The 20,127-nt window shown below is 59.0% G+C and carries 11 protein-coding genes (1 of these 11 running past the window's edge); 3 read left to right on the forward strand and 8 right to left on the reverse strand.

What is annotated here, in order from left to right:
• The 3 genes from DYE40_RS01985 to DYE40_RS01995 form a co-directional block, all read right to left on the reverse strand.
• Window positions 1-7,448 carry the 5' portion of a CARDB domain-containing protein gene (locus DYE40_RS01985; RefSeq protein WP_115307499.1) on the reverse strand. The gene continues 22,870 nt to the left of window position 1, outside the view, so only the first 7,448 of its 30,318 coding nucleotides appear in the window; it begins with the start codon at window positions 7,446-7,448; its stop codon lies off the left edge, out of view.
• 215 nt (window positions 7,449-7,663) lie between these two features.
• On the reverse strand, window positions 7,664-9,007 hold the full coding sequence (gshA, locus tag DYE40_RS01990) for a glutamate--cysteine ligase (RefSeq protein WP_115307500.1): 1,344 nt from the start codon (window positions 9,005-9,007) through the stop codon (window positions 7,664-7,666).
• Window positions 9,008-9,172: 165 nt separating this feature from the next.
• Window positions 9,173-10,915, reverse strand: coding sequence for a bifunctional alpha/beta hydrolase/class I SAM-dependent methyltransferase (locus DYE40_RS01995; RefSeq protein ID WP_115307501.1), 1,743 nt, complete (start codon window positions 10,913-10,915; stop codon window positions 9,173-9,175).
• Between the two features lie 176 nt (window positions 10,916-11,091).
• On the opposite strand from DYE40_RS01995, the gene DYE40_RS02000 reads away from it, so the two are divergent.
• A complete protein-coding gene (locus DYE40_RS02000) occupies window positions 11,092-12,132 on the forward strand; it encodes an NAD(P)H-dependent flavin oxidoreductase (RefSeq protein ID WP_115308242.1) in 1,041 nt (346 codons plus the stop codon).
• 539 nt (window positions 12,133-12,671) lie between these two features.
• On the opposite strand, the gene DYE40_RS02005 is transcribed toward DYE40_RS02000, so the two are convergent.
• The 3 genes from DYE40_RS02005 to DYE40_RS02015 form a co-directional block, all read right to left on the reverse strand.
• Window positions 12,672-14,264 (reverse strand): TonB-dependent siderophore receptor, encoded by a 1,593-nt coding sequence (locus DYE40_RS02005; RefSeq protein ID WP_115307502.1) that lies wholly within the window; start codon window positions 14,262-14,264, stop codon window positions 12,672-12,674.
• 245 nt (window positions 14,265-14,509) lie between these two features.
• On the reverse strand, window positions 14,510-15,670 hold the full coding sequence (locus DYE40_RS02010) for an NnrS family protein (protein ID WP_115307503.1): 1,161 nt from the start codon (window positions 15,668-15,670) through the stop codon (window positions 14,510-14,512).
• Between the two features lie 93 nt (window positions 15,671-15,763).
• Window positions 15,764-16,156 (reverse strand): hemerythrin domain-containing protein, encoded by a 393-nt coding sequence (locus DYE40_RS02015; RefSeq protein WP_115307504.1) that lies wholly within the window; start codon window positions 16,154-16,156, stop codon window positions 15,764-15,766.
• Between the two features lie 80 nt (window positions 16,157-16,236).
• Between DYE40_RS02015 and DYE40_RS02020 the strand changes: the two genes are divergently transcribed.
• Together DYE40_RS02020 and hemC are read left to right on the forward strand one after the other, a co-directional pair.
• A complete protein-coding gene (locus tag DYE40_RS02020) occupies window positions 16,237-16,686 on the forward strand; it encodes an RrF2 family transcriptional regulator (protein WP_115307505.1) in 450 nt (149 codons plus the stop codon).
• A gap of 106 nt (window positions 16,687-16,792) precedes the next feature.
• The gene (gene hemC, locus DYE40_RS02025) at window positions 16,793-17,749 is read left to right on the forward strand and encodes a hydroxymethylbilane synthase (RefSeq protein ID WP_115307506.1); all 957 of its coding nucleotides are present in this window, start codon (window positions 16,793-16,795) and stop codon (window positions 17,747-17,749) included.
• 797 nt (window positions 17,750-18,546) lie between these two features.
• Here hemC and DYE40_RS02030 read toward each other — a convergent pair.
• Window positions 18,547-18,951 carry a hypothetical protein gene (locus tag DYE40_RS02030; RefSeq protein WP_115307507.1) on the reverse strand — a complete coding sequence of 135 codons (405 nt, stop codon included), beginning with the start codon at window positions 18,949-18,951 and terminating at the stop codon, window positions 18,547-18,549.
• Between the two features lie 146 nt (window positions 18,952-19,097).
• Window positions 19,098-20,045, reverse strand: coding sequence for a D-glycero-beta-D-manno-heptose-7-phosphate kinase (rfaE1, locus tag DYE40_RS02035; protein ID WP_115307508.1), 948 nt, complete (start codon window positions 20,043-20,045; stop codon window positions 19,098-19,100).
• Window positions 20,046-20,127: the final 82 nt, after the last annotated feature.

The following is a 20,127-nucleotide window of genomic DNA, read 5'->3' on the forward strand; positions in this document are numbered from 1 at the left end:
TTGTCGCCCTCCCCGCCCGCACCGTATTCGCTGATTTGCGCCCGTACATCCAGACCGACCTTGATTTCGAAACGCCCCGTGCCCTGTATACCGGCAGGCCAGGAAAATTCGGCTTCGCGCACCGCACTGAGGCCGTCTGAAAACAATACTTCTGCCACTTGGTGGTCGATTGAGGCAACGGTTTGCCCCGTACTGAGATTGACCACTTCCACACGCTCCAGCCAACGGCCGCGTGCGGCAGCCGTACCCGCATTTGCCGTCTGCCACGACACGCGCACTTTATCGCCAGCCTTCCAAGCAGTATCGGGAGAAATACTCAGATTCTTCACCTGCAAATCGGCATAAGCAGCCAATTCGGAGGCAAACGGCACGGCCGCCAGGTTGTTCTGCTCGTCTGTTCCTGTTTCTTTCTGATTGTTGGCGGCATCGGTTTCCACCGCCAAAATGAACGTACCGGCACCCACAGCCCCGTCGGGCAGACGCAGCATCAGACTGCGTTCAACCGACTGCTGCGGCAGCAAAACTCCGGATTCAGATTCTCGATATGTCAGTACGGCCTGTGCCACTACTGCCCCCGTCTGACTGTTTTTGACCAGCACGCGTTCGGTAAAATCGCCCGCTGTGGCTTTGACACCGCGATTGGTGGTGCGCCAGGTAATGTTGAGTAGTCCTCCCGAACGGATGTTGTCCACTCCGGCAGCGGCAACACGCACATCCTGTACCTGCAAATCCATACTGCGCGGCACCGATGCCAAATCGATCGGGCGCGGCTCATCAGGTTTGTGTACGAATACCGCCATACGGTAAGGCAATTCGGTGCTGCGAGCATCGGTAATATCCAGCAATACCGTGTACCTGCCCGTTACCGCTGCCGCCGCTTCCACTCCTGTGCTTTGAATCGCTTGTGCCGACAACTCTCGTCCGTAAGGGTCGATGATGCGGACATTGGCACTGTAATTGTAGTGGTATTGAGGATAACCCAGCCATTGGCGTTGAAGCAGGTTTTGAAAATCAACGAAAATCCGTTCGCCTGCCCGCACATCTATCTGATAAGCCTGCATATGACCGGTATTTTTCAGACGGCCTTCTACAATCCGGCCATGATCCAGCAGCGCAACAGTAGAAAGATCAATCAGGCGCAGGCCGTAATCTTGTACGGTTTTTTCATGAGTCTCCACAATCAAACGATATGAACCCGCCGCCAATACTGTGCCGGCGGATTGCAGGTGTTGGATTTCCCTGCCGCTGTGCCAATCCTGCAAACGCCAGTACACTCTGTCGCTAGTATGCGTCAGGATGTCTGCCAGAACGGGCGTATCCTTTTCTATGTCCAAACGGTATTCGACTTTTTGGGCTGCGGGTGTAAGCGTTCCCGCAGCGCTAGCACCCAAGCGCAGGATCTGGGTTTCAGACGGCCTCAGCCTGTCGATTTGGAAGCGAGCGTAGCCACCGGCTTTTGTGTCGAATACTATGGTATATACGTCGTCGGACAAGACTTTCAGACGGCCTGAATCCCTGCTGCTGCCACTGCTGATTTTCTGCCCCGCTGCGTTGAAGATATGCCAGGAAAGATTGTCGGATCCCCCCAAATCGTTAAAACGGATTTCTTCGCCGCCCTGTACCGCAAAACTATAGGCACGCACCAGGGTCGGAGACGTTTCTTTTTCGACCACGGCCTGACCCGCCAAGATTTCCGGCGCAGCCGAAAGATTGCGCCACACCAGCCCGATGCTGCCTTCTCCGCTACTTTGTGCCAAACGCAGCATATATCTGCCTTTGGGCAAATAAACAGGCGTGTTGAAAGCAGCCAACCGTTCATAGCCACTTTCGTCTGTCAGGCGGAGGGTTTGATAGTTTTGGAAAGCGTAGTCGTAACTGGTGCGCTCGGGATACCACAAACCATCGGTTTCGGTTACGAAATACAAGTCCTTAGGTTCGCCCTCTTTGAGCGTACCGCTCCATGATGGGGAAGAAACGGCATCGTCAGGAATGGAGGTATCGGAACGGCGGACAAGCTGATCGGAAATAAAGCCGTCAATGTCTCTGCCCACCGTCAGGACGATGCTCCCCGTGCCGCGTCCCTCTTCTTCTCCGCCTCCGCTTAATGCATTGTAATTGCGGTTGGGATAGCCACTGATGCCGAGATAATAAACACCGTCTGCGGCAACACGGTAAACCATATCCGAATCGTCGGCATGAGCCAGCTCCCTACCCTCTGCATCAAACAAGCGGGCATAACCGTCCATTCCCTTCCCGTTTGGTGCTTTTACCGTCAGCGTTTCATCCTGAGCCAGCATCAGCCGGTACATATCAACATCTTTTTTCCCATCGGCTCCGTCGCCGATGCGGACATCCGTAACGAACGGAATGCCGGATAAAACTGGCAGCTCCACAGCATCTGTAAAAGTGGCACCGACATCGCCCCCGTCGTGGCCTGCTGCAGCTGCATGCCGTGTCAGCTTGGCCGATATGCTGTTCCCTTGGGATTCCTGCCGCAAATAAAACACCCCGTCCGCCTGCGCACGGTAATTCAGACGGCCTTGCTGCGAAGCGGCCACCTGCGTTTTCCCATGGTCGAGCAGTACAAAACCGGTTTGCGCGGATTCGACAGACAAGCTGTCGCCGCGTGCCAGCATCAGCCGGTAGGTTTGGGGAAAATGGTTTTCAGACGGCCTCAAAGTAACAGTTTGCCCGTAAGCCGGCCAGAGTTCGGCAAACGGCAATGCCTGTGCCGTCCTGCTCTGCAAATCGGCAGTAAAACGGTAATCAGCGCTGCTGTCTGCCTTATGGCTGATCCTGAGCAGATAGTCGCCTGCCGGCAGTAATGGACGGGCAATATCGTTTTGCTGCCAGTATTTTTTGCTGCCGATTACCGTGCCGTCGGGTCGGAGCAGTTCCAGTTCAACATTGTCGTCGGATGCTTCGAGGCCGCTCAAAACCAGCCTGTCATCCCGCCGGATACGCAACGCATAGCTTACCGTGTCCTCACGGGTATTCAGACGGCCTGATACCGTCTCTCCGAACACCAGGGGCAGAATGCCGCCTGTAACAGCGCGGCGCAGGGTGGCGGAAAATCCGACCGGCTGTTCCGCCGCAGTAGCATAGCGGTGGGCAAGCAGATAAACCTTGCCCGTGCGCTCCGCGGTAAAGGCAACGGACAGACTATGGGAATCCATCTGATCCGCCAGCAGCCGGCCGGACTCATCCACAAGAGAGTAAAGGAGGGTATGTTCCTTTTGTACGACATCCGCTACATAACGCTCCCCCGCCTGCACATCGAAGCTGTAAACATAATAATTGCGGCCTGCGGGGATAATACCTTCAAACTCGGCCTGCCCACCGGATACCTGCTCATCCGCCGCCAGTAACTTAAACGAAAAATCATAGGCAGGCGTATTTGAATAAGAAGCACCGATTTCAATCCGGTACTCGCCTGCCGGCAGACGACGGACAGTATAACGGCCGGTATCAAAGCCTATGGTTTGCAACAACTCTCCATAAGGGTTATACAACTTGGCCTCTGCCTGCCCCCCGTGTCCGGTAAAGACCACGGTTTGCGACTTATCCAATACGAAACGGTAGCTGTGGGTGTCTCCGCCGGCCGCAATTTGGCCGCTGATACGGTCATTCGGCCGAATCGTCGTTTCAGTATTGCGGGTACGGCGGATTAGTGCGGCAACCGTATCTTCTCCGCGTCCGGGCGTGCCGCCGTAATTTTGCAAAATGTATCCGCCATCGAGCGGAAGCGTTATTTTTTTCACATCGGTGCGGTTACGGTAAGCATAGCCGGAAACAATCTCTTTACCGTTGGCATCCTGCACCGACCAATACCGGCTGACTGTTCCACCTCTAACCTCAGCCAACACGGTTTCACCTGCTTTTCCATCGAAACGCCAGACAAGAGGATGCTCGCTTTGCGCGGCGGTTTGCGTATTTTTTTCCCCTTCAAGCAACAGTGGTAATGCGGCCGCATCAGACAGGCGGAAACTGTATGTTTGGGGTGAGAAAGTGTCGGGAATCAGGATCAATGTGTAAGCACCTGCCTCCAACATCGCCGCAAAACCGGCACCGGATTCGCCGCTGCCGGCAGATGCCTGTTCGTATACTGTCTGCCCGTCCGCCTGCCGCACAATCTTCGCGGCATAATCCCTGCCTGTGATGTCGATCCACAATTTTTGGCGTTCAGACAGGGTAAAGTCATATGCTGCGCTGTCTTGCAAACGGTTCAGACGGCCTTCAACACGTGCTCCCATACTGTATTCGGTTTTGCGCTGCTCTCCGGTTTTAAATACCGCATCCAAGCGGCTACCGCCGTCTTTCCCGCTTTGCACAGAGGTAAACACCACAGTGTAGCGTCCGGTCTGCACAGGCGAAAATACAAAGCCGTGGCGTTTTTTGCCCTCGCCGTACCAGTATTCTCCGTAGAAAAATCGTTCGCTTACCAAATTGCCGTCGGCATCGAAAATATGGGCGAGGATGCGCTGATAATCCGCCAAACCTCTGTCCGATCCTATCCAATAGTTCGTTCCGGCGTTTAAATCCACATTTAGGATGCGGCTACCCCCGCTGTCTGATAAATCCGCTTCGTCCACAGTGTCCGTAGGCAAAACATCCGCACTGCCGCTTGTTACCAGCTTCGTCGAAAATGCAAAATGCCTTACGGCACCAGTGTTTGGCCAACGCGTGTTTTGTACGCGCAAACGGTATTCGCCCCTGCCCAATACATAATGGTAGCGTCCGGCTTGTTCTGCACGGCTGTCGTAGGCATTTCCTCTTCCATCGTAGAGCGCGAACGACAAATCTCCCACGTCCTCAGGTTCTACCTGCAAAACGGCAGCCTCGTCCAAGGTAAAGGCATAATCATAATAATGGCCGTATCCTGCCAATCTGCCGCTTTGTCGGATGCCGGCAATAAGGCTCATACTGTCTGATTTCGGCGTAGCCAGCCATTCGAAACGCACAGGAGCGGCCTCATCCCGCGTTTGCGCATTCTGCCGCCACACCACCACGGTATAGCTCCCGGCTTTATGCGGAACACGTTGCAGATCCGGATTGTCCGTACCGCCGCCATCAGCAAGCACATTGCCCGTCCGGTCGTATACAGTGTAACGCAGCCCTTCCGGTACGCTGTTTGTGGCGCGAAACCACATATCCTGCCCTTGTGCAGTTTCCAGACGGTAAAAGCGCACGAATTCTCCGGCTGCCAACTCCCCGTTTTCCGTACCACCTGCTGCAACGCTCGCGAGGCCGTCTGAAATACCGACCGCAAATGCCTGCACGCCCTGTACCTGATGCAATGTGAGCGTATAGCTACCCTGCGTCAAAGCAGGGATCAACGTCTGCCTGCCATAACCAGAGTATTCCCGGCCGCGCGGGCCGTCCAGCGTCCAATGGCCGAGATTACCTTCGTAAAAACGGATGAAGGCCAAGCCTTCTTCCTTCAAGGTAAAACGGAAACGTTGATCGCCCGCTGACTCACCGAAATCGCGGTAGATGAAACTATTGGCAACAATTTCTTCCGCTACTGGAGAAACGCTGTCGTCGGCTGTGCCGTTCCAGCGCAGCATGCCGGCCGCTTGATCTTGCTCCGCAGCCAGCCGTATATACACATCGCCTTGCACCGTTTGATCCCAAATCAGCAAGACGGATCCGTTTGCTTCCTGCTGTGCGCGGTAAAACACATTCTGTCCAAACGCACCCCTTACCTCCGCCCTCCATCCGCTACTGATCCGCAAACGGATTTCTTTATTTTTTCCGGTAGGCAAACGATAGAACACCGTTTCACCGGCCGCAGCCGAAGGCAGTACGGTATCGGTATTTTCCAACAACAAAGGCAGTTGTTGTGCCGGGTATAGGATAGCCGTCGCTTCGCCAATCTTCCCTGCGGCATAACGTATGTCGAGACGGTAACGTCCCTGTTGCAGATAAAGCAGCTTGGCAGCAGCGGTTTCCGCGAACAATGCACGGCCGTCTTCGTCTTTCAGCGTCCACTCGGCGTGTTCGGCCAAGTTCTCCGGCACCAGGTACGCCATTCCCGACTGCGCAACATCCAAATCGAATGCAAGCGTTTCCCCCGCATAATCCACACGCCCGCTCAAAGTCAGGACACGGTCGCCCGCCCATACGGCGGAAGTAGGCTGTTTTTCCTGCCACATAGCAAGCCTGACTGTGGTTTCCATCTGCTCCAAATCCTGCGGATTGAGCCACAGATAATATGTGCCATCCCGATTCAAAATAACCGTGTCGGCTCCATCCCGCACCACACCTCCGCCGATTTGCTGTCCATAAGCGTTGGTCAGCATCCATTGCAGCGAACCTTCGTTTTCTCCCTCCGCTGCGAAAACAGCCAGCCGATCCACACTAGCAGTATCCAAGCGGTACACCCGTGCCTGCCCTCCGGCCAAACGCAATTCAAGACGGTTATCCTGCCACAGCGGCGTTGCTGCCGTTTGCGCATCCAGCACACGGAACCTTACCTCGCCCGTATAACGCTGCGTACTTTCCACTTCCAAGCGGTAATGCCCGCGCGGCAGATAAGCGGCAGACAACTCTTCCCTGCCTAAATAGCCCTGCAATATGGCGGTATTATCCTGATTCAATATCCGCCAACGCACTGTACTGTCGGCAGTTTTCAGCCAGTCTATCCCAATATGCGATGCCCGCTCCAATACAAACGAATATGTTGCCAACGCGCCCGGCATCATCTGCATGGCAAGGTTTTCCCCCAATGGCAAATCGGCCTTCTGCTCAGGCTGCCTGAACAGTGTAAAGACATAATCTGATTTGTCTTTTACTCCGCCACCTTCCACCGACAGCCAGTATTCCCCGGTTGCCGTGATACTTCCCACCGCATAATCGCTGTTTAGCCTGTTGCGCTCCGCCAGCACTCTGCCCTTGCTGTCAAACAGCGTCCACACTCCGTCGTTCTGCAGATTGTCCGCCTGAAAATAAACACGATCCCCCTGAACCAAATTGAAACGGTACAACATGGTTTGGGCAGACGGCGGCAAAGAACCTTCGGTCTGTATGTTCGGCACTAACGGCTTGGCTGCCTCTTCGCCAAACAAGCGAAAACGGTAAGCTCCGGTAGCATTGTTCTCTCCATCCACCGTCAATCTGTATTTGCCTGCATCCAAATGCAACAGCCTGTCTCCGTCGGATGTCAAAGCTCGCGAATCAAAGCCGCCGGCCGGGCCATCCAGCCGCCAACTAATCCGTTCTCCCTGTATCCCGTCAAATAGCAAACGGCTTTGCTTGTCCAAAACAAACTCATACACATCCTGCTCGCCGGGTTGTTCGATCGTTCCTTCCAGCTCATGCACGCCGGGCACCATATCGGCAGAAAGCAGCAGACGCGGCTCCAATACTTCCAACTGCCAAGCCGATTCGTGTTCTTGGCGGATTTGTCCTGCAAGCTGTGCATCTTTCCGGCTGCTGTGTTTTTTCATGGTTAAGAATCCTTGGGATAACGAGCTGCCGCCACTCTAAAAATAATTTGGGCAACAGAATATCAAGCATCAAACAATATCGAACGTCAGAACAAACAGGAATGAAATAAATTCCCTGCCAAATACCGTGTCCATACTACGTAAACACATTTCCGCCCGTAACGCCGCTTTTGAGCGGGCGGCGGTACGGGGCGGGCATTTTCCGTGTTACGGGTTCAGGGGGCGGTTTGTTCCATTTCCAGCGCGGCGGCGAGGAGGGACAGGCGGGCCATCACGCCGTAGACGTAGAGGCGGTTGCAGCCGCAGTCGGGATTGGCGGCGTTGGTTTGCGGCACGCCCAGCTCCTGCCATTGCTCGAAAACGCGGCGGCCGCAGTCGTCGTTGTAGGCTTCTGCTTCGGCCACGGGGATGATGTGGTTGAGCTGGACGAAGGACATTCCGGTGGCGTTGAGGTTTTCGTCGGCGGCGCGCCCTTCGTGAACGCGGAAGAAGCCGCCGACGACAAAGCGGTCGATCATGTACACAACCGGCTCCGACACCGATCCGTGCAGGGTTTCGTAGGTGTAGATGCCTTCTTGGACGATCACTTCGCTCACTTCGAGGCCTTCTTTGATTTTGGCCATTTTATTGCGGTTTTTGCGGTTCAGGCTGCGCACTTCGTCGGCGGATTTGACGCTCATCACGCCCATGCCGTAGGTGCCCGCGTCGGCTTTGACGATAACGAAGGGGCGGTCGGTAATGCCTTTTTCGTCGTATTTGGCCTGTATTTTCTCCAGCATTCTGTCCACCGCTCCGGCCAGCGCGTCTTCGCCTTCGCGTTCTTGGAAATTGAGGCCGGAGATTTTCTCGAAGTAGGGGTTAATCTGCCACGGGTCGATGCCTGTCAGCGCGGCAAACTCGGCGGCTACGGTGTCGTAGGCGGCGAAGTGGGCGGTCTTGCGGCGCGTGGTCCAGCCGCCGTGCAGCGGCGGGAGGACGGTTTGGGAAAGGTCTTTGAGGATGTCGGGCACGCCTGCGGAGAGGTCGTTGTTCAGCAGGATGAGGCAGGGGGAAAAGCCGTCGGCAAGGTGGACGCGGCCGCGTGTGCGTTGCAGGGGTTCGAGGATGATTTTGTCGCCCAGCGCGGTTTCAAATTCGGCGGGGGCGGTAATTTCGGGGTTGATGCTGCCCAGCCGCACTTCAAAGCCTGCGGTGCGCAGGATGCTTTGCAGGGCGTGGACGTTTTGCAGGTAGAAGGTGTTGCGGGTGTGGTTTTCCGGCACGATCAGTACGGATTTGGCCTGCGGGCAGGCGCGTTCCACCGCGTCTTGGGCGGCGTGGGCGGCGAGTTGGACAAACTGGGGATTGAGGTTGTTGAAGCCGCCGGGGAAAAGGTTCATGTCGATGGAGGCCATTTTGTAGCCGGCGTTGCGGATGTCTACCGAGCCGTAAAACGGCGGGGCGTGTTCTTTCCATTTACTGCGGAACCAGGCTTCGATTTTGGTTTGGTTGGACAGGATGGTGCGCTCGAAGGCTTGCAGGTCGGCAAGGCGTGCTTCGGACATAAGGGCTAGCGGCATTTGATTCACCTGTGGGGAATAATTGGAAAACGCGCATGATAGGGCGTTCGCACCGACGGTTCAAGTAAGGATGGGAAACGCTTCGGACGCAGGGTGTGCCGGACATATAAAGGCCGTCTGAAAACGCTTTTTTTCAGACGGCCTCTCTCCTATTTAAACGGCTTCTTATTTCTTCACGGCGAGGCTGACGGTGAAAATGCCGTCTGCGTCCGTCCATTGGCGGATTTTTTCAAAACCCGCTTTTGCAACGAGCTGGTCTGTTTCCCGCTGGCTGCGGCGGCGCATGACCCAGTTCGGGCTGCCTGCTTTGTGGCTGGTTAAGGCGCGGGCGATCATTTCGAGCTGGGGATGCCAGGGCTGTCCGGTGTAAATCAGGTAGCCGCCGCGTTCTATCGCATCGCCGAAGCCGTAGAGCGACTGCATCACCAAATCATTGTCGGCAAACAGCTCGTGCAGGCCGGAAACGATGCCCAGCGTGGGGCGCGGCTCGAGGTTTTGGTAGTTTGCCCGCTCGAATGCGTCGGTTTGCGTGAAAGTTACGGTGTCTTGCAGGCCGCGTTCGGCAATCAGGCGGCGGCCCGCTTCGACGTTGAGCCCGCTGTAATCGCGCAGGCGCACCGAATCGGGCGGCGTGCCGCCGGCAAAAGCGTCTAAGACATAGCGGCCGTGGCCGGAGGCGATGTCGAGTACGTTTACGGGTTTGCCGGCTTCGCGCAGCAGGTGCGAGGCCGTCTGAACGGCCAGGCCGATATTGGCTTTGCGCTGGCGGATGCCGCGCCAGCCGACGGCGTTGAGATAGTGTTTGTCCATCATGCGGCCGAGGGCGTTGCTGCCCTGCGGCTCGTTGCGGTAGACGTAATCCAGCGTGCTGCCCGAATCGTAGCCGGTTTCTTTGCCGGTTTTCAGCCCTTCGCTCCAACGCGCGCCCAAATCGAGGGCGGCGCGGTAGGTTTTCCAAAACAGTCCGCGCGGCGAGAGTGCGGGCAGCGGCGTGGCCAGTTCGTCGGCTTCGCGGCGGCTTTCGCTGTGGAGATGGGCTTGGGTGAGGTCGGGAATGTCGGGCGGCGCGTCGAAACGCTCCCGTATAAAGCGGCGCATTTGGGCAAACGCGGCTTCGCGGTTTTGCTCGCCCAAAGTGTCGTGGTAGAAACCTGCCAGGATGTGCCGCTCTTTGATGCGGCTGCCGAGGCGGTTGTAAAAATCGTGCTGCGGCTTGTGGTGCACCACCCAGTCGCTGCCGGAAATCAGGAGCTGTACCGGCGTGGTAACGGCTTGGGCATCGGCCACAACACGTTCTGCGGCTTCGTACAGCCCGAGCAGGATGCGCACGGAGATGGCGCGGGTAATCAGCGGGTCGCTGTCGAAGCTCTGCTGCCGTGCTTTGTCGTGGGTGAGGTAGTGGGATTTGACATAGCTGTTGACAAAGAAATTGCCGCGCCATTTCTGCATGATTTTCAGGCCGGCGCGGGCGAAGGGAACATAAAGTTTGACTTTGAACGCGGGCGAAGCGAGCACGGCGCAGCGGATGTCCGGCGCGTAGTCGTGCAGCCAGGCCGACACCAGCACCGCGCCGACGCTTTGCGCGATGATGCAGATGTTTTCGGGGCGGATGCCGTATTCGGCGGTGATGTGGCGGATGAAATCATCCACATCGGCCACGGAAGTGCCGATGCCGGGGCTGTCGCCGCGTTCGCCGGGGCTTTGGCCGTGGCCGCGCGCATCCCATGCGAAATAAGCGAAATCGTCGAAACCGAGTTCGTCGGCAACAAACATCATGCGGCCGGAATGCTCGTGTCCGCGGTGGAACAAAACAACGGCTTTGCCGCTGCTGCCGTCGGCTGCGGGGCGGTAGCGGTAGAAAAGTTCGGTGCCGTCGGCGGTGCGGAAGGTTTTGTGCTGCTCCTGCATGGCAACTCCTGTCAGGTTGGGTGAATAGGGAAACAGGCCGTCTGAAAACAGCAAAAGCCGTTTTCAGACGGCCTCGATTATATTATATTATATATATGTTATACGGATTGCCGTATGCCGCAGTTGCCGGAAAAGCAAAAACAGATACAGATACAGATACAGATAAGGAGAAAACCATGTCCCGCATTTTGTCTTCGCTGCCCTACCCCGTTATCCAGGCACCGATGGCCTTTGCCCACGACACCGCCCTGCCGCTGGCCGTGTGCCGCGCCGGCGGCCTGGGTTCGCTGGCCTGCGCCGCCTACGCGCCCGACACGCTTGAAGCCGCGCTGCACACCATGAACACGCAGGCGCAAGGGCGGCCTTACAACGCCAACTTTTTCGCCCACCGCACGCCGCAGGCAAGTGCGGCGCAGCAGCAGGCATGGCTGGACGCGCTGCAACCGTTTTTCGCCGAATTCGGCCTCACCGCCCAAGACATCCCCGCAGGCGGCGGCCGCCGGCCTTTTGACGAAACCGCGCTGCGGCTGGTGGAACAATACCGCCCGCCCGTCGTCAGCTTCCATTTCGGCCTGCCGCCTGCCGGTATGCTGGCACGGGTAAAACAGACGGGCGCGGAAATCTGGGCAAGCGCAACCACCGTGGCCGAAGCCCGTTTTTTGGAAGCGGCAGGCGCGGACGCGGTTATCGCGCAGGGCTGGGAAGCGGGCGGCCACCGGGGCTGGTTTCTCAACCATGACGCAGGCGGCCAAAGCGGCCTGTTTGCGCTGCTGCCCGCCCTTGTCCGCGCGGTGAAGCTGCCCGTTATCGCCGCCGGCGGCATTGCCGACGCGCAAACGGTACGCGCCGCCCGCTGTCTGGGCGCGGCGGCGGTGCAGGCAGGAACGGCGTTTCTCCTTGCCGACGAAGCCCTCGCCAAGCCCGAACACCGCGCCGCGCTGCAAGCGGCGCAGCCGGAAGACACCGCCGTTACCAATCTGTTCAGCGGCGGCGCGGCACGCGGCATCACCAACCGCTTTATGCGCGAAGCAGGCCCGTCCAACCCCGCCGCCCTGCCCTTTCCGCTGGCCGGTGCGGCCGCCTCCGCGCTGCGCGCCGCCGCCGAAGCGCGCGGCTCTTACGGTTTCACGCCTTTCTGGGCGGGACAGAACGCCTCGCGCTGCACGCCGGGCAGCGCGGCGCAAATCGTGTCGCGTCTGGCTGCGGGCTGGGACTGACAGGGCGAAAACCGCTTTGCCCGCGACGTAATCCGCGCGTTTTTGCCCTGACAGGCACGCCCACCCGCTTAAAGGCCGTCTGAAAACCGCAATACGTTTTTCAGACGGCCTGATGTTTTCCTACCCCGCCAAACACCGCAGCCTGCAAAAGACACGTGTGCAGCTTGGGCGGCACACCCTGCCCGAACGGCAACCTTGCCTGCTCCAAACACAGCGTTGCCGCATCCGACACAGGATGTGTGGCGCAGCCGCGTACGCGCTCTTGCCGATGCAGAGGCCGTCTGAAAACCGCAATACGTTTTTCAGACGGCCTGATGTTTTCCCACCCCGCCAAACACCGCAGCCTGCAAAAAACACGTGCGCAGCTTGGGCGGCACACCCTGCCCAATCATCCGCTTTTCCCTCTCCGGCACAAGTGCCCGCTTTTATTTTGTTTCGCTATAAACCTGCCGGAAAAGGCAGAGGCCGTCTGAAAAACTGTTTTCAGACGGCCTGTTTTTGATTTGCCCTGATGCACGGCGGCAGCGCGGCGGCATACGCTAAAACTGCCAGCCGAGTTTGAAGGCCAGCGTGCGCGGGGTGCCGTAGAAGTTGTCGGAGCCGTTGCCCCTGTTGGCATTGTTTTCAAAATAACGTTTGTCAAACAGATTGTCGGCAATCAGGCTGAGGCGCAAATTGCGGCCGGGGACGTATTGTACGTCGGCGTTCCACAGGGTGTAGCCGCCCTGCCGCAGGTGGGCTTGGTTGCGGATGGGGTTGTAGCGGTAGTCGAGTTCGGCGAGTTTGTCCCATTGCGGGCGCGGTATCAGTGCGCCGTTGAAAGGATGGAGCGGGAAATCGCGGCTCAATTCGGGCGTACACCAGACAGGCCAGCCTTGTCCGGCACAGAATTGGTTGTTCGGATCGTTCGGATCGATCCACAAATCCCAATGCTGCATGGTGTCGGAACGGCTGCGGCGGCGGGTGTAGGTGTAGGTGGCGAACACGTCGTGGCTGCGGCCGAGGGCTTGAAAGCTGCCGGTGAGGATGTTGTGGAAGGTGGCCTGGCGGGCGGTGTTGTCGCTGCGGCGGCTGCCGCTGCCCCAGATGCTGCCGTTGCTGTTTTGCCATGAGCGGGTGCTGCTGAGGGCCGAATATTCGCGCACGGCGCGGTCGCGGCGGTAGTCGGCCTGCGAAGAGAGCCGCCAGTTGCCGCCGAATCTGTGGCGCAGCTCGGCAAAAACGTTTGTTTTGCTGAAACGGCTGTTGTTCCAATACGCGCCGGAGTAGCTGCCGCGCGGCAGATCCAGCGGGTTTTCGACGCTGCCGCGCGGCAGGCCGTATATATCGGGAACGGCGCGGCGTTTTTGCTGCACCGCGCCTGCGGTCAGCACCGTGTTGTCGCCCAGGTCGAAATCGGCCACGCCGTATAAAAGATGCTGGCGGCTGTTTACCCGGCTGACAAACGAGCCGGCTTTTTCGGCGGCGGCGACAAAGCGTCCCCGAATGCTGCCGGCGGCGTTCAGACGGCCTGATGCGTCGATGTCGGCACGGTAGGTGTCGAAACGGCCGAAGCTGAGGCCGCCGCCGAAGCTGCGTTCGGCGGTGGGGCGTTTGCGCACGGCATTGACGGTGCCGCCCGGCTCGCCGTCGGCCTGCGTCAGGCCGGTGGCACCGCGCACGACTTCAATATGGTCGTAAAGAGCAAGATCGGTAAGGCTTTCGGCGTTGTGGATGGTTTCTCCGGCATGGCCGGAAATGGCGGAGGCGATGCCGTCTTCTTCGATTTGGTCGATGTAGAAACCGCGCGACTGAAAACGGGCGCGGTCGGAATCGCGCAATACGGTAACGCCCGTGGTGGTGCGCAGCGCGTCTTCAAGATTGGTAATGCCGCGCCCGTCGAGCAGGGTTTGGGTAACCACGCTGACCGACTGCGGCGTTTCTTGGGGCGAGAGTGCCAAACCGGTGGTGGTGCGCATGGCCGATGTGGTGAACGAATCGCGGTGTTCGGTGCGGGTGCTGCGGCTCTCGCCCTGCACCCGCACTTCTTCAAGCTGCGCAGACTGCGCTTCCTTATCCCCCGTATCGGCAGCCGCTGCGGAAAAAGCCGCCAGCAGCACGGCGGCGGGACTGATCAAAATGCCGGTTTTCATAAATCTTCCTTGCGTAAATTCAAGTGAAGAATTATAGGTGCAAGGTAAAGCCGTCTTTATCGGTATAACGGCATAAGCACAAAGGATGAGGACGCGTTTCCCACGAAGATGCACACTTTCCCGCCGCTTAAAGGCCGTCTGAAAACACGGGATACGGTGTTTTCAGACGGCCTGCCGTTTTCCCCGATTCGCAAGCAAGAAAAGCCGCCCGGGCGGGGCGGCTTTTTTCCGATACGGCACACCCGTCAGCCGGGCTTGCCGTCAAGACGCGGACGGATTAGCCAGGGGGTGTAACGCCAGGCATACATCAGCAGCGAAACGGCGAACAAAACGGCGGAACTGCGCAGGCTGTGCTGGTAGGCAGTGGGGTGGACGTAGAGCATGGCGGCGGCCAGCAGGCGTACGGCAAGGGCGGCCAGCATCAGGACAAAGGCCGCCGGCATCGGCTTGGGCGCGGGATACAGCGGGCGGCCGGTGTGGCCGAGGGCGGTGCGGGTCATCATGCTGACGGTAAGCAGGCCGATGCCGCCGACGGCGATACAGTGCACGCCCGCGCTCATCAGCTCCGGCCGCCATTGGCCGACACCCATCACAATCAGGCCGAGGGCGGTGGCGGCGTAGCCCGCGTGCAGCGTCCACAGCAGCGGCTCTGCGGCCGTGCCTTTGGCCCACCAGCGCACGGTTTGCACCAGGCCGAGTACGCCGCAGGCGATGCCGCACAGGGCGGCGAGCGGCAGGGCAAGGTGCAGGGTCATGAGGGCGGCCATCGCCATCGGCAGCACCAGCGGCGCGAGCAAAGCCCATTGCGGCGAAGCGGGCTGCTGCGTATTGAGGCGGCGCGAAGTAAAGAAAGCGATGATGCGCGAACCGATCAGGCCGATGAAGCCGGCCACCATCACCAGCCCGGCAAAGAGGTTTTCCTGCACGCCGCCAAGCCTGCCCAGCGACAGGGCGGAATGGAATGCGCCGAGGGTGATGCCCATCAGCACAAGGGCGGCCACGGCGATGTAGTTGCGCGTGCTTTTGGCGGCGAAAACCGCCTGCCCCATGTAATACGCGGCCAGCCAGTAGAAAGCCACGCCCGCCAGGCCGCAAAACAGTGCGGCATGGGGAACGAATGCCGACAGGCGGGCGGCAAGCCAGCAGCCGACGAGCAGGCCGAGGCGCAGGCCGCCGACAGGCGGCTGCTTGGTCCAAGTGGCAACCGCCGTGAGCAGGAAGGCCACGACCACGCCGCCGGCATAGCCCCAAATCATTTCGTGTGCGTGCCAGAGAAAGCCGGGAAGCTCTGCCGTGCCCTGATAGCCGAAGCCCCAAAGCAGAACGGAAACCGCGCCGTAAAAGGCGCAGAGCGGATAGAGCGGGCGGAAAGCCATCGCCCAAACGGGATGTTGGAAAAATTTCATGATGTTGTGTTTTCTTTTTTGGCGGTGGTTGGAAAAACGGCTTGGAGGCCGTCTGAAAAAAGGTTTGCGGCCAATCCGGCATCTTTCTTATTTTCAGACGGCCTGTCCCTGTCCTGATTCTTCCGGCGGCGGTAGCAGGGCTTCCACAGCGGGAAAGAGTTCGCGCTCTTCAAAGCGGGCGTGGTCGCGCAGCAGGGTGGCGAGTTTGACACCCCACACGGGGTTGGCGTAGTCGGGGCTGGCGTGCATTGCGCGCAATTGGGCGTGTTCGGCCTCAAAACGCGCGCGCAAATCGTCGCGCCGCAAATCCGCCCACAGCGGGGCAAACATCGTTTCCTCATGCACAAAGTGCTTTTCCAAATCGATATAGTGTTCGGCAATTTCGGCGGAATGGTCGGCATAAGGCTTGCGCAGAATGCGCGTACACAGCGCGAGCGTGTGGTGGTGTTCGTGCGAGAGCGGCACAAGCAGGGGATGGCGTTTCATGGCTTTTTCCTACGGCGCGGGGCGCAGTTCGTGTATAATTTGTTGCATATATTATGAAACTTTAACATTCCTCTGGCAATATGTACCTTACCCAACAAACCGACTACGCCCTGCGCGTCCTGGCCTACGCCGCCGTAAATACCGAAGAACTCGTCAATATCGCCACCATTGCCGAAGTGTACGGCATCTCCAAAAGCCACCTGATGAAAGTGGTAACCGCACTGGTAAAAGGCGGTTTCCTCGACAGCACGCGCGGCAAAGGCGGCGGCCTGCGCCTGCGGCGGAAGGCGGAACTCATCCGGCTGGGCGACGTGGTGCGCCACATGGAGCCGATGAAGCTGGTGGAGTGCATGGGCGCGGGCAACCAATGCCTGCTGACCTCCTGCTGCCTGCTCTCCGTCGTCCTCAACGACGCGGGCAACGCCTTCCTCGCCCACCTCGACAAATTCACCCTTGCCGACCTCATCAACAAGCCCACCTTCGACATACTCTATTCGCCGAGAATCTGCATTCTCGCACAGCGCGTATAAACACGGCAGCCGGGCCGTCCGAAAGCGGAAAACGGCTTTTCAGACGGCCTGATTCCGTTTGATTCTGTTAAACTGCGCCGCTTCCGCCCAATCAAGGAACACCCCCGTGAACGCACCCGCAAAACTCGTTATCGCCAGCCGCGAAAGCGCGCTCGCCATGTGGCAGGCCGAACACATCAGAGGCCGTCTGAAAGCCCTCTATCCCGCCTGCGACATCCAAATCCTCGGCCTGACCACGCGCGGCGACCAAATCCTCGACCGCACCCTCTCCAAAATCGGCGGCAAAGGCCTCTTCATCAAAGAACTCGAACAAGCCCTGCACGACGGCCGCGCCGACCTTGCCGTCCACTCGATAAAAGACGTACCCATGGCGCTGCCCGACGGCTTTGCCCTTGCCGCCATCGGCGAACGCGCCAGCCCTTTCGACGCTTTCGTCTCCAACCGCCACAACACCCTTGCCGCCCTGCCCGAAGGCGCGGTGGTCGGCACATCCAGCCTGCGCCGCGAAGCCCAAATCCGCGCCAGACACCCCCACCTCGCCATCAAGCCCCTGCGCGGCAACGTCCAAACCCGCCTCGCCAAACTCGACAACGGCGAATACGATGCGGTCATCCTCGCCGCCGCCGGCCTGCAACGCCTCGGCCTGCACAGCCGCATCCGCGAAATCCTCTCCCCGAACGAATGTCTGCCCGCTGCCGGACAAGGCGCGCTGGGCATCGAAATTTCCGCCGAACGCACCGACCTCCTGCCCCTGCTCACCCCGCTCAACCACCCCGAAACCGCCGCCTGCGTTACCGCCGAACGCACTCTTGCCCAAGCCCTGGGCGGAAGCTGCCAAATCCCCCTTGCCGCCTATTGCACCAGCGACGAAGGCCTGCTGACCCTGCGCGGCCTCGTCGGCCATCCCGACGGCTCCGTCATCATCGAAGCCGGCGCACAAGCCCCCGCCGCCTACGCCCGCACCCTCGGCCGCGCCGTTGCCAAACGCCTGGCCGATCAGGATGCCGAAGCCCTGATTGATGCCGTACTCACCGAACAAGATGCCACGCACCCGCCCCACTAACACATCTAAACAGATGCGGCAAACAGTGGGGGGTATGTGGCAAAGCCACGCACACGTTCCCGCCAAAACATCAGGCCGCCTGAAAACAGATGCGGCAAACAAGTAGGGGTGCCGCCCAAAGGCGACGCACGCGTTTTGTTCCGCCCTGCCCCCCCCGCCACCTCCAAAAACCCCCGCCGACCCGCAAAACGCGTGCGTTGCGGAGCAACACACCCTACACAACGTTAGAGGCCGTCTGAAAACAGATGCGGCAAACAGTAGGGTGTGCCGCCCAAAGGCGACGCACGCGTTTTGTTCCGCCATTCCCTCCCGTCACCTCCAAAAACCCCCTCCAACCCGCAAAACGCGTGCGTTGCAGAGCAACACACGCTACACAGCGGCAGAGGCCGTCTGAAAACAGATGCGGCAAACAGTAGGGTGTGTCGCCCAAAAGCGACGCACGCGTTTTGTTCCGCCCTGCCCTCCCGCCACCTCCGCAAACCCATGCCGACCCGCAAAGCGCGTGCGTTGCGGAGCAACACACCCTACACAACGTTAGAGGCCGTCTGAAATTCCGTTTATGGCATTTCAGACGGCCTCCTTTTGGCGGAAACAGACGCACATACGGCGGCAACGGCACAGCCGCGCGGCAGCACAGACAAAGCGGCGACAGGCCGTCTGAAAAACAAAAAACGGGATGGGAAAACGGTTTCCGTCCCGTTTTCCCATCCCGTCTTATCTGCCACGCCGTTTCCGGAATTTGCGGAAACACCGTTTCCCTATTTGCATTCCGTACACATCCGGGCCGGTCTGCCCGCCTATCTGCCCAGCCAGCGGCTGAACCAGCTTTTGCCTTTGTTGCTCAAATGTTCCGACACCTGACGCTCGAACGGGCCGGCGGAGAAAACGGCTTCGCCGTTGAAATACTCGCGCAGCCACATATTGCTGAACTCCTCGCCGATGCCGCGCACATAAAAACGCACGGCGGGAAACTGGCGGGCGATTTCGTCGAAAAGTCCGATAACGGTAAGCGTATCCAAGCCGTTGAAGGCAAAAGAGAAGGGTTCGTCCACAACGGTTTCGATGTCCATTACCGCATGGCGGCTGGCGTTTTTGTCGGCCAGCCACACGGCGGCGACGGCCTGCACGGCATTGATGTCGAGTTTGCTGCGGCTGCGGCTGTCGTCCCAGTTGATTTCCAGACGGGTCATGCTCACGGGCATATGACGTTCCCCTTAAAAAAATGATCGTTTCGGTAGTGTGGTTTGGCACCGTTTGCCGCACCGTGGCGGCCACGCTGCCGATTATTTAAAAAAATCAAACAAAACAGCATATTCTACAACATAAAACGGCTGATTATTACGCTACTTTACAATGATTGCGCCAGTTCGTCAAACGTGCAGACGGCGGTGCCGAGTTTGCCCACCACCACGCCTGCGGCGGCATTGGCAAGGCGCATGGCTTCGGGCAGATCGAGGCCTGCGGCCATGGCCAGTCCGAGGGCGGCAATCACGGTGTCGCCCGCGCCGGACACGTCAAACACTTCCCGCGCCTGCGTGGGTTGGTGGTGCGGTTCGCCGTCGCGGAAAAGCGTCATGCCTTCTTCGCTGCGGGTCAGCAGCAGTGCCTGCAAGCCGAGGCTGCGGCGCAGGGCTTGGGCTTTTCCGCACAGGTCGGCTTCGCTTTTCCAGCTTCCGCTGACTTCGCGCAGCTCGGCGCGGTTCGGGGTGATCAGCGTGGCTCCGGCGTATTTGGCGTAGTCGCCGCCTTTGGGGTCGATGAGTACGGGTTTGCCGGCCTGCCGCGCCCATTCGATAAACGAGGAAACGTGGGTCAGGCCGCCTTTGCCGTAGTCGGACAGGATGACTACGTCGCAGTCGGCCAGTTTGTTGCGGAACTGCTGCCTGACGCTGTCGAGTATTTCGTGGGTGGGCGCGTCTTCGAAATCGAGGCGGATAAGCTGCTGGTTGCGGGCGACGACGCGGGTTTTGACGGTGGTGGCGATGGTTCTGTCGCGGGAAAACAGGGCTTGTACGCCGTATTCCGCCATCAGGTTTTGCAGGACATCGCCCGCTTCGTCGTCGCCGGTAACGGAAACAAGCGCGGCACGGCCGCCCAGGGCGGTAATGTTGCGGGCAACGTTGGCCGCGCCGCCGGCACGGTGTTCGGTGCGGTCGATTTTGGCCACGGGCACGGGTGCTTCGGGCGAAATGCGCGATACGTCGCCGAACCAGTAGCGGTCGAGCATCACGTCGCCCGCCACAAGCACGCGCGCCTGTTGCAGGCGGGGTTTGAGGGTTTCGCTGTAAAAGGTCATGTCGTTGCTGCTCCCTGACAGGATGTGTTTTCAGACGGCCTTTTCGCTTTGAGGCCGTCTGAAAAAGTAAAAACGCCGTCGC

Origin of the sequence: Kingella potus, from assembly GCF_900451175.1 — a bacterium.
GTDB lineage: Bacteria > Pseudomonadota > Gammaproteobacteria > Burkholderiales > Neisseriaceae > Neisseria > Neisseria potus.

Excerpts from the sequence above, each read along its gene's own strand:
- DYE40_RS02000 (WP_115308242.1), top strand. The coding sequence starts at position 11,092 with ATGTCCCGCATTTTGTCTTCGCTGCCCTACCCCGTTATCCAGGCACCG.
- DYE40_RS02030 (WP_115307507.1), bottom strand. The coding sequence starts at position 18,951 with ATGCCCGTGAGCATGACCCGTCTGGAAATCAACTGGGACGACAGCCGC.
- DYE40_RS02020 (WP_115307505.1), top strand. The coding sequence starts at position 16,237 with ATGTACCTTACCCAACAAACCGACTACGCCCTGCGCGTCCTGGCCTAC.
- DYE40_RS02005 (WP_115307502.1), bottom strand. The coding sequence starts at position 14,264 with ATGAAAACCGGCATTTTGATCAGTCCCGCCGCCGTGCTGCTGGCGGCT.
- rfaE1 (WP_115307508.1), bottom strand. The coding sequence starts at position 20,045 with ATGACCTTTTACAGCGAAACCCTCAAACCCCGCCTGCAACAGGCGCGC.
- gshA (WP_115307500.1), bottom strand. The coding sequence starts at position 9,007 with ATGCCGCTAGCCCTTATGTCCGAAGCACGCCTTGCCGACCTGCAAGCC.
- DYE40_RS02015 (WP_115307504.1), bottom strand. The coding sequence starts at position 16,156 with ATGAAACGCCATCCCCTGCTTGTGCCGCTCTCGCACGAACACCACCAC.
- DYE40_RS02010 (WP_115307503.1), bottom strand. The coding sequence starts at position 15,670 with ATGAAATTTTTCCAACATCCCGTTTGGGCGATGGCTTTCCGCCCGCTC.
- DYE40_RS01995 (WP_115307501.1), bottom strand. The coding sequence starts at position 10,915 with ATGCAGGAGCAGCACAAAACCTTCCGCACCGCCGACGGCACCGAACTT.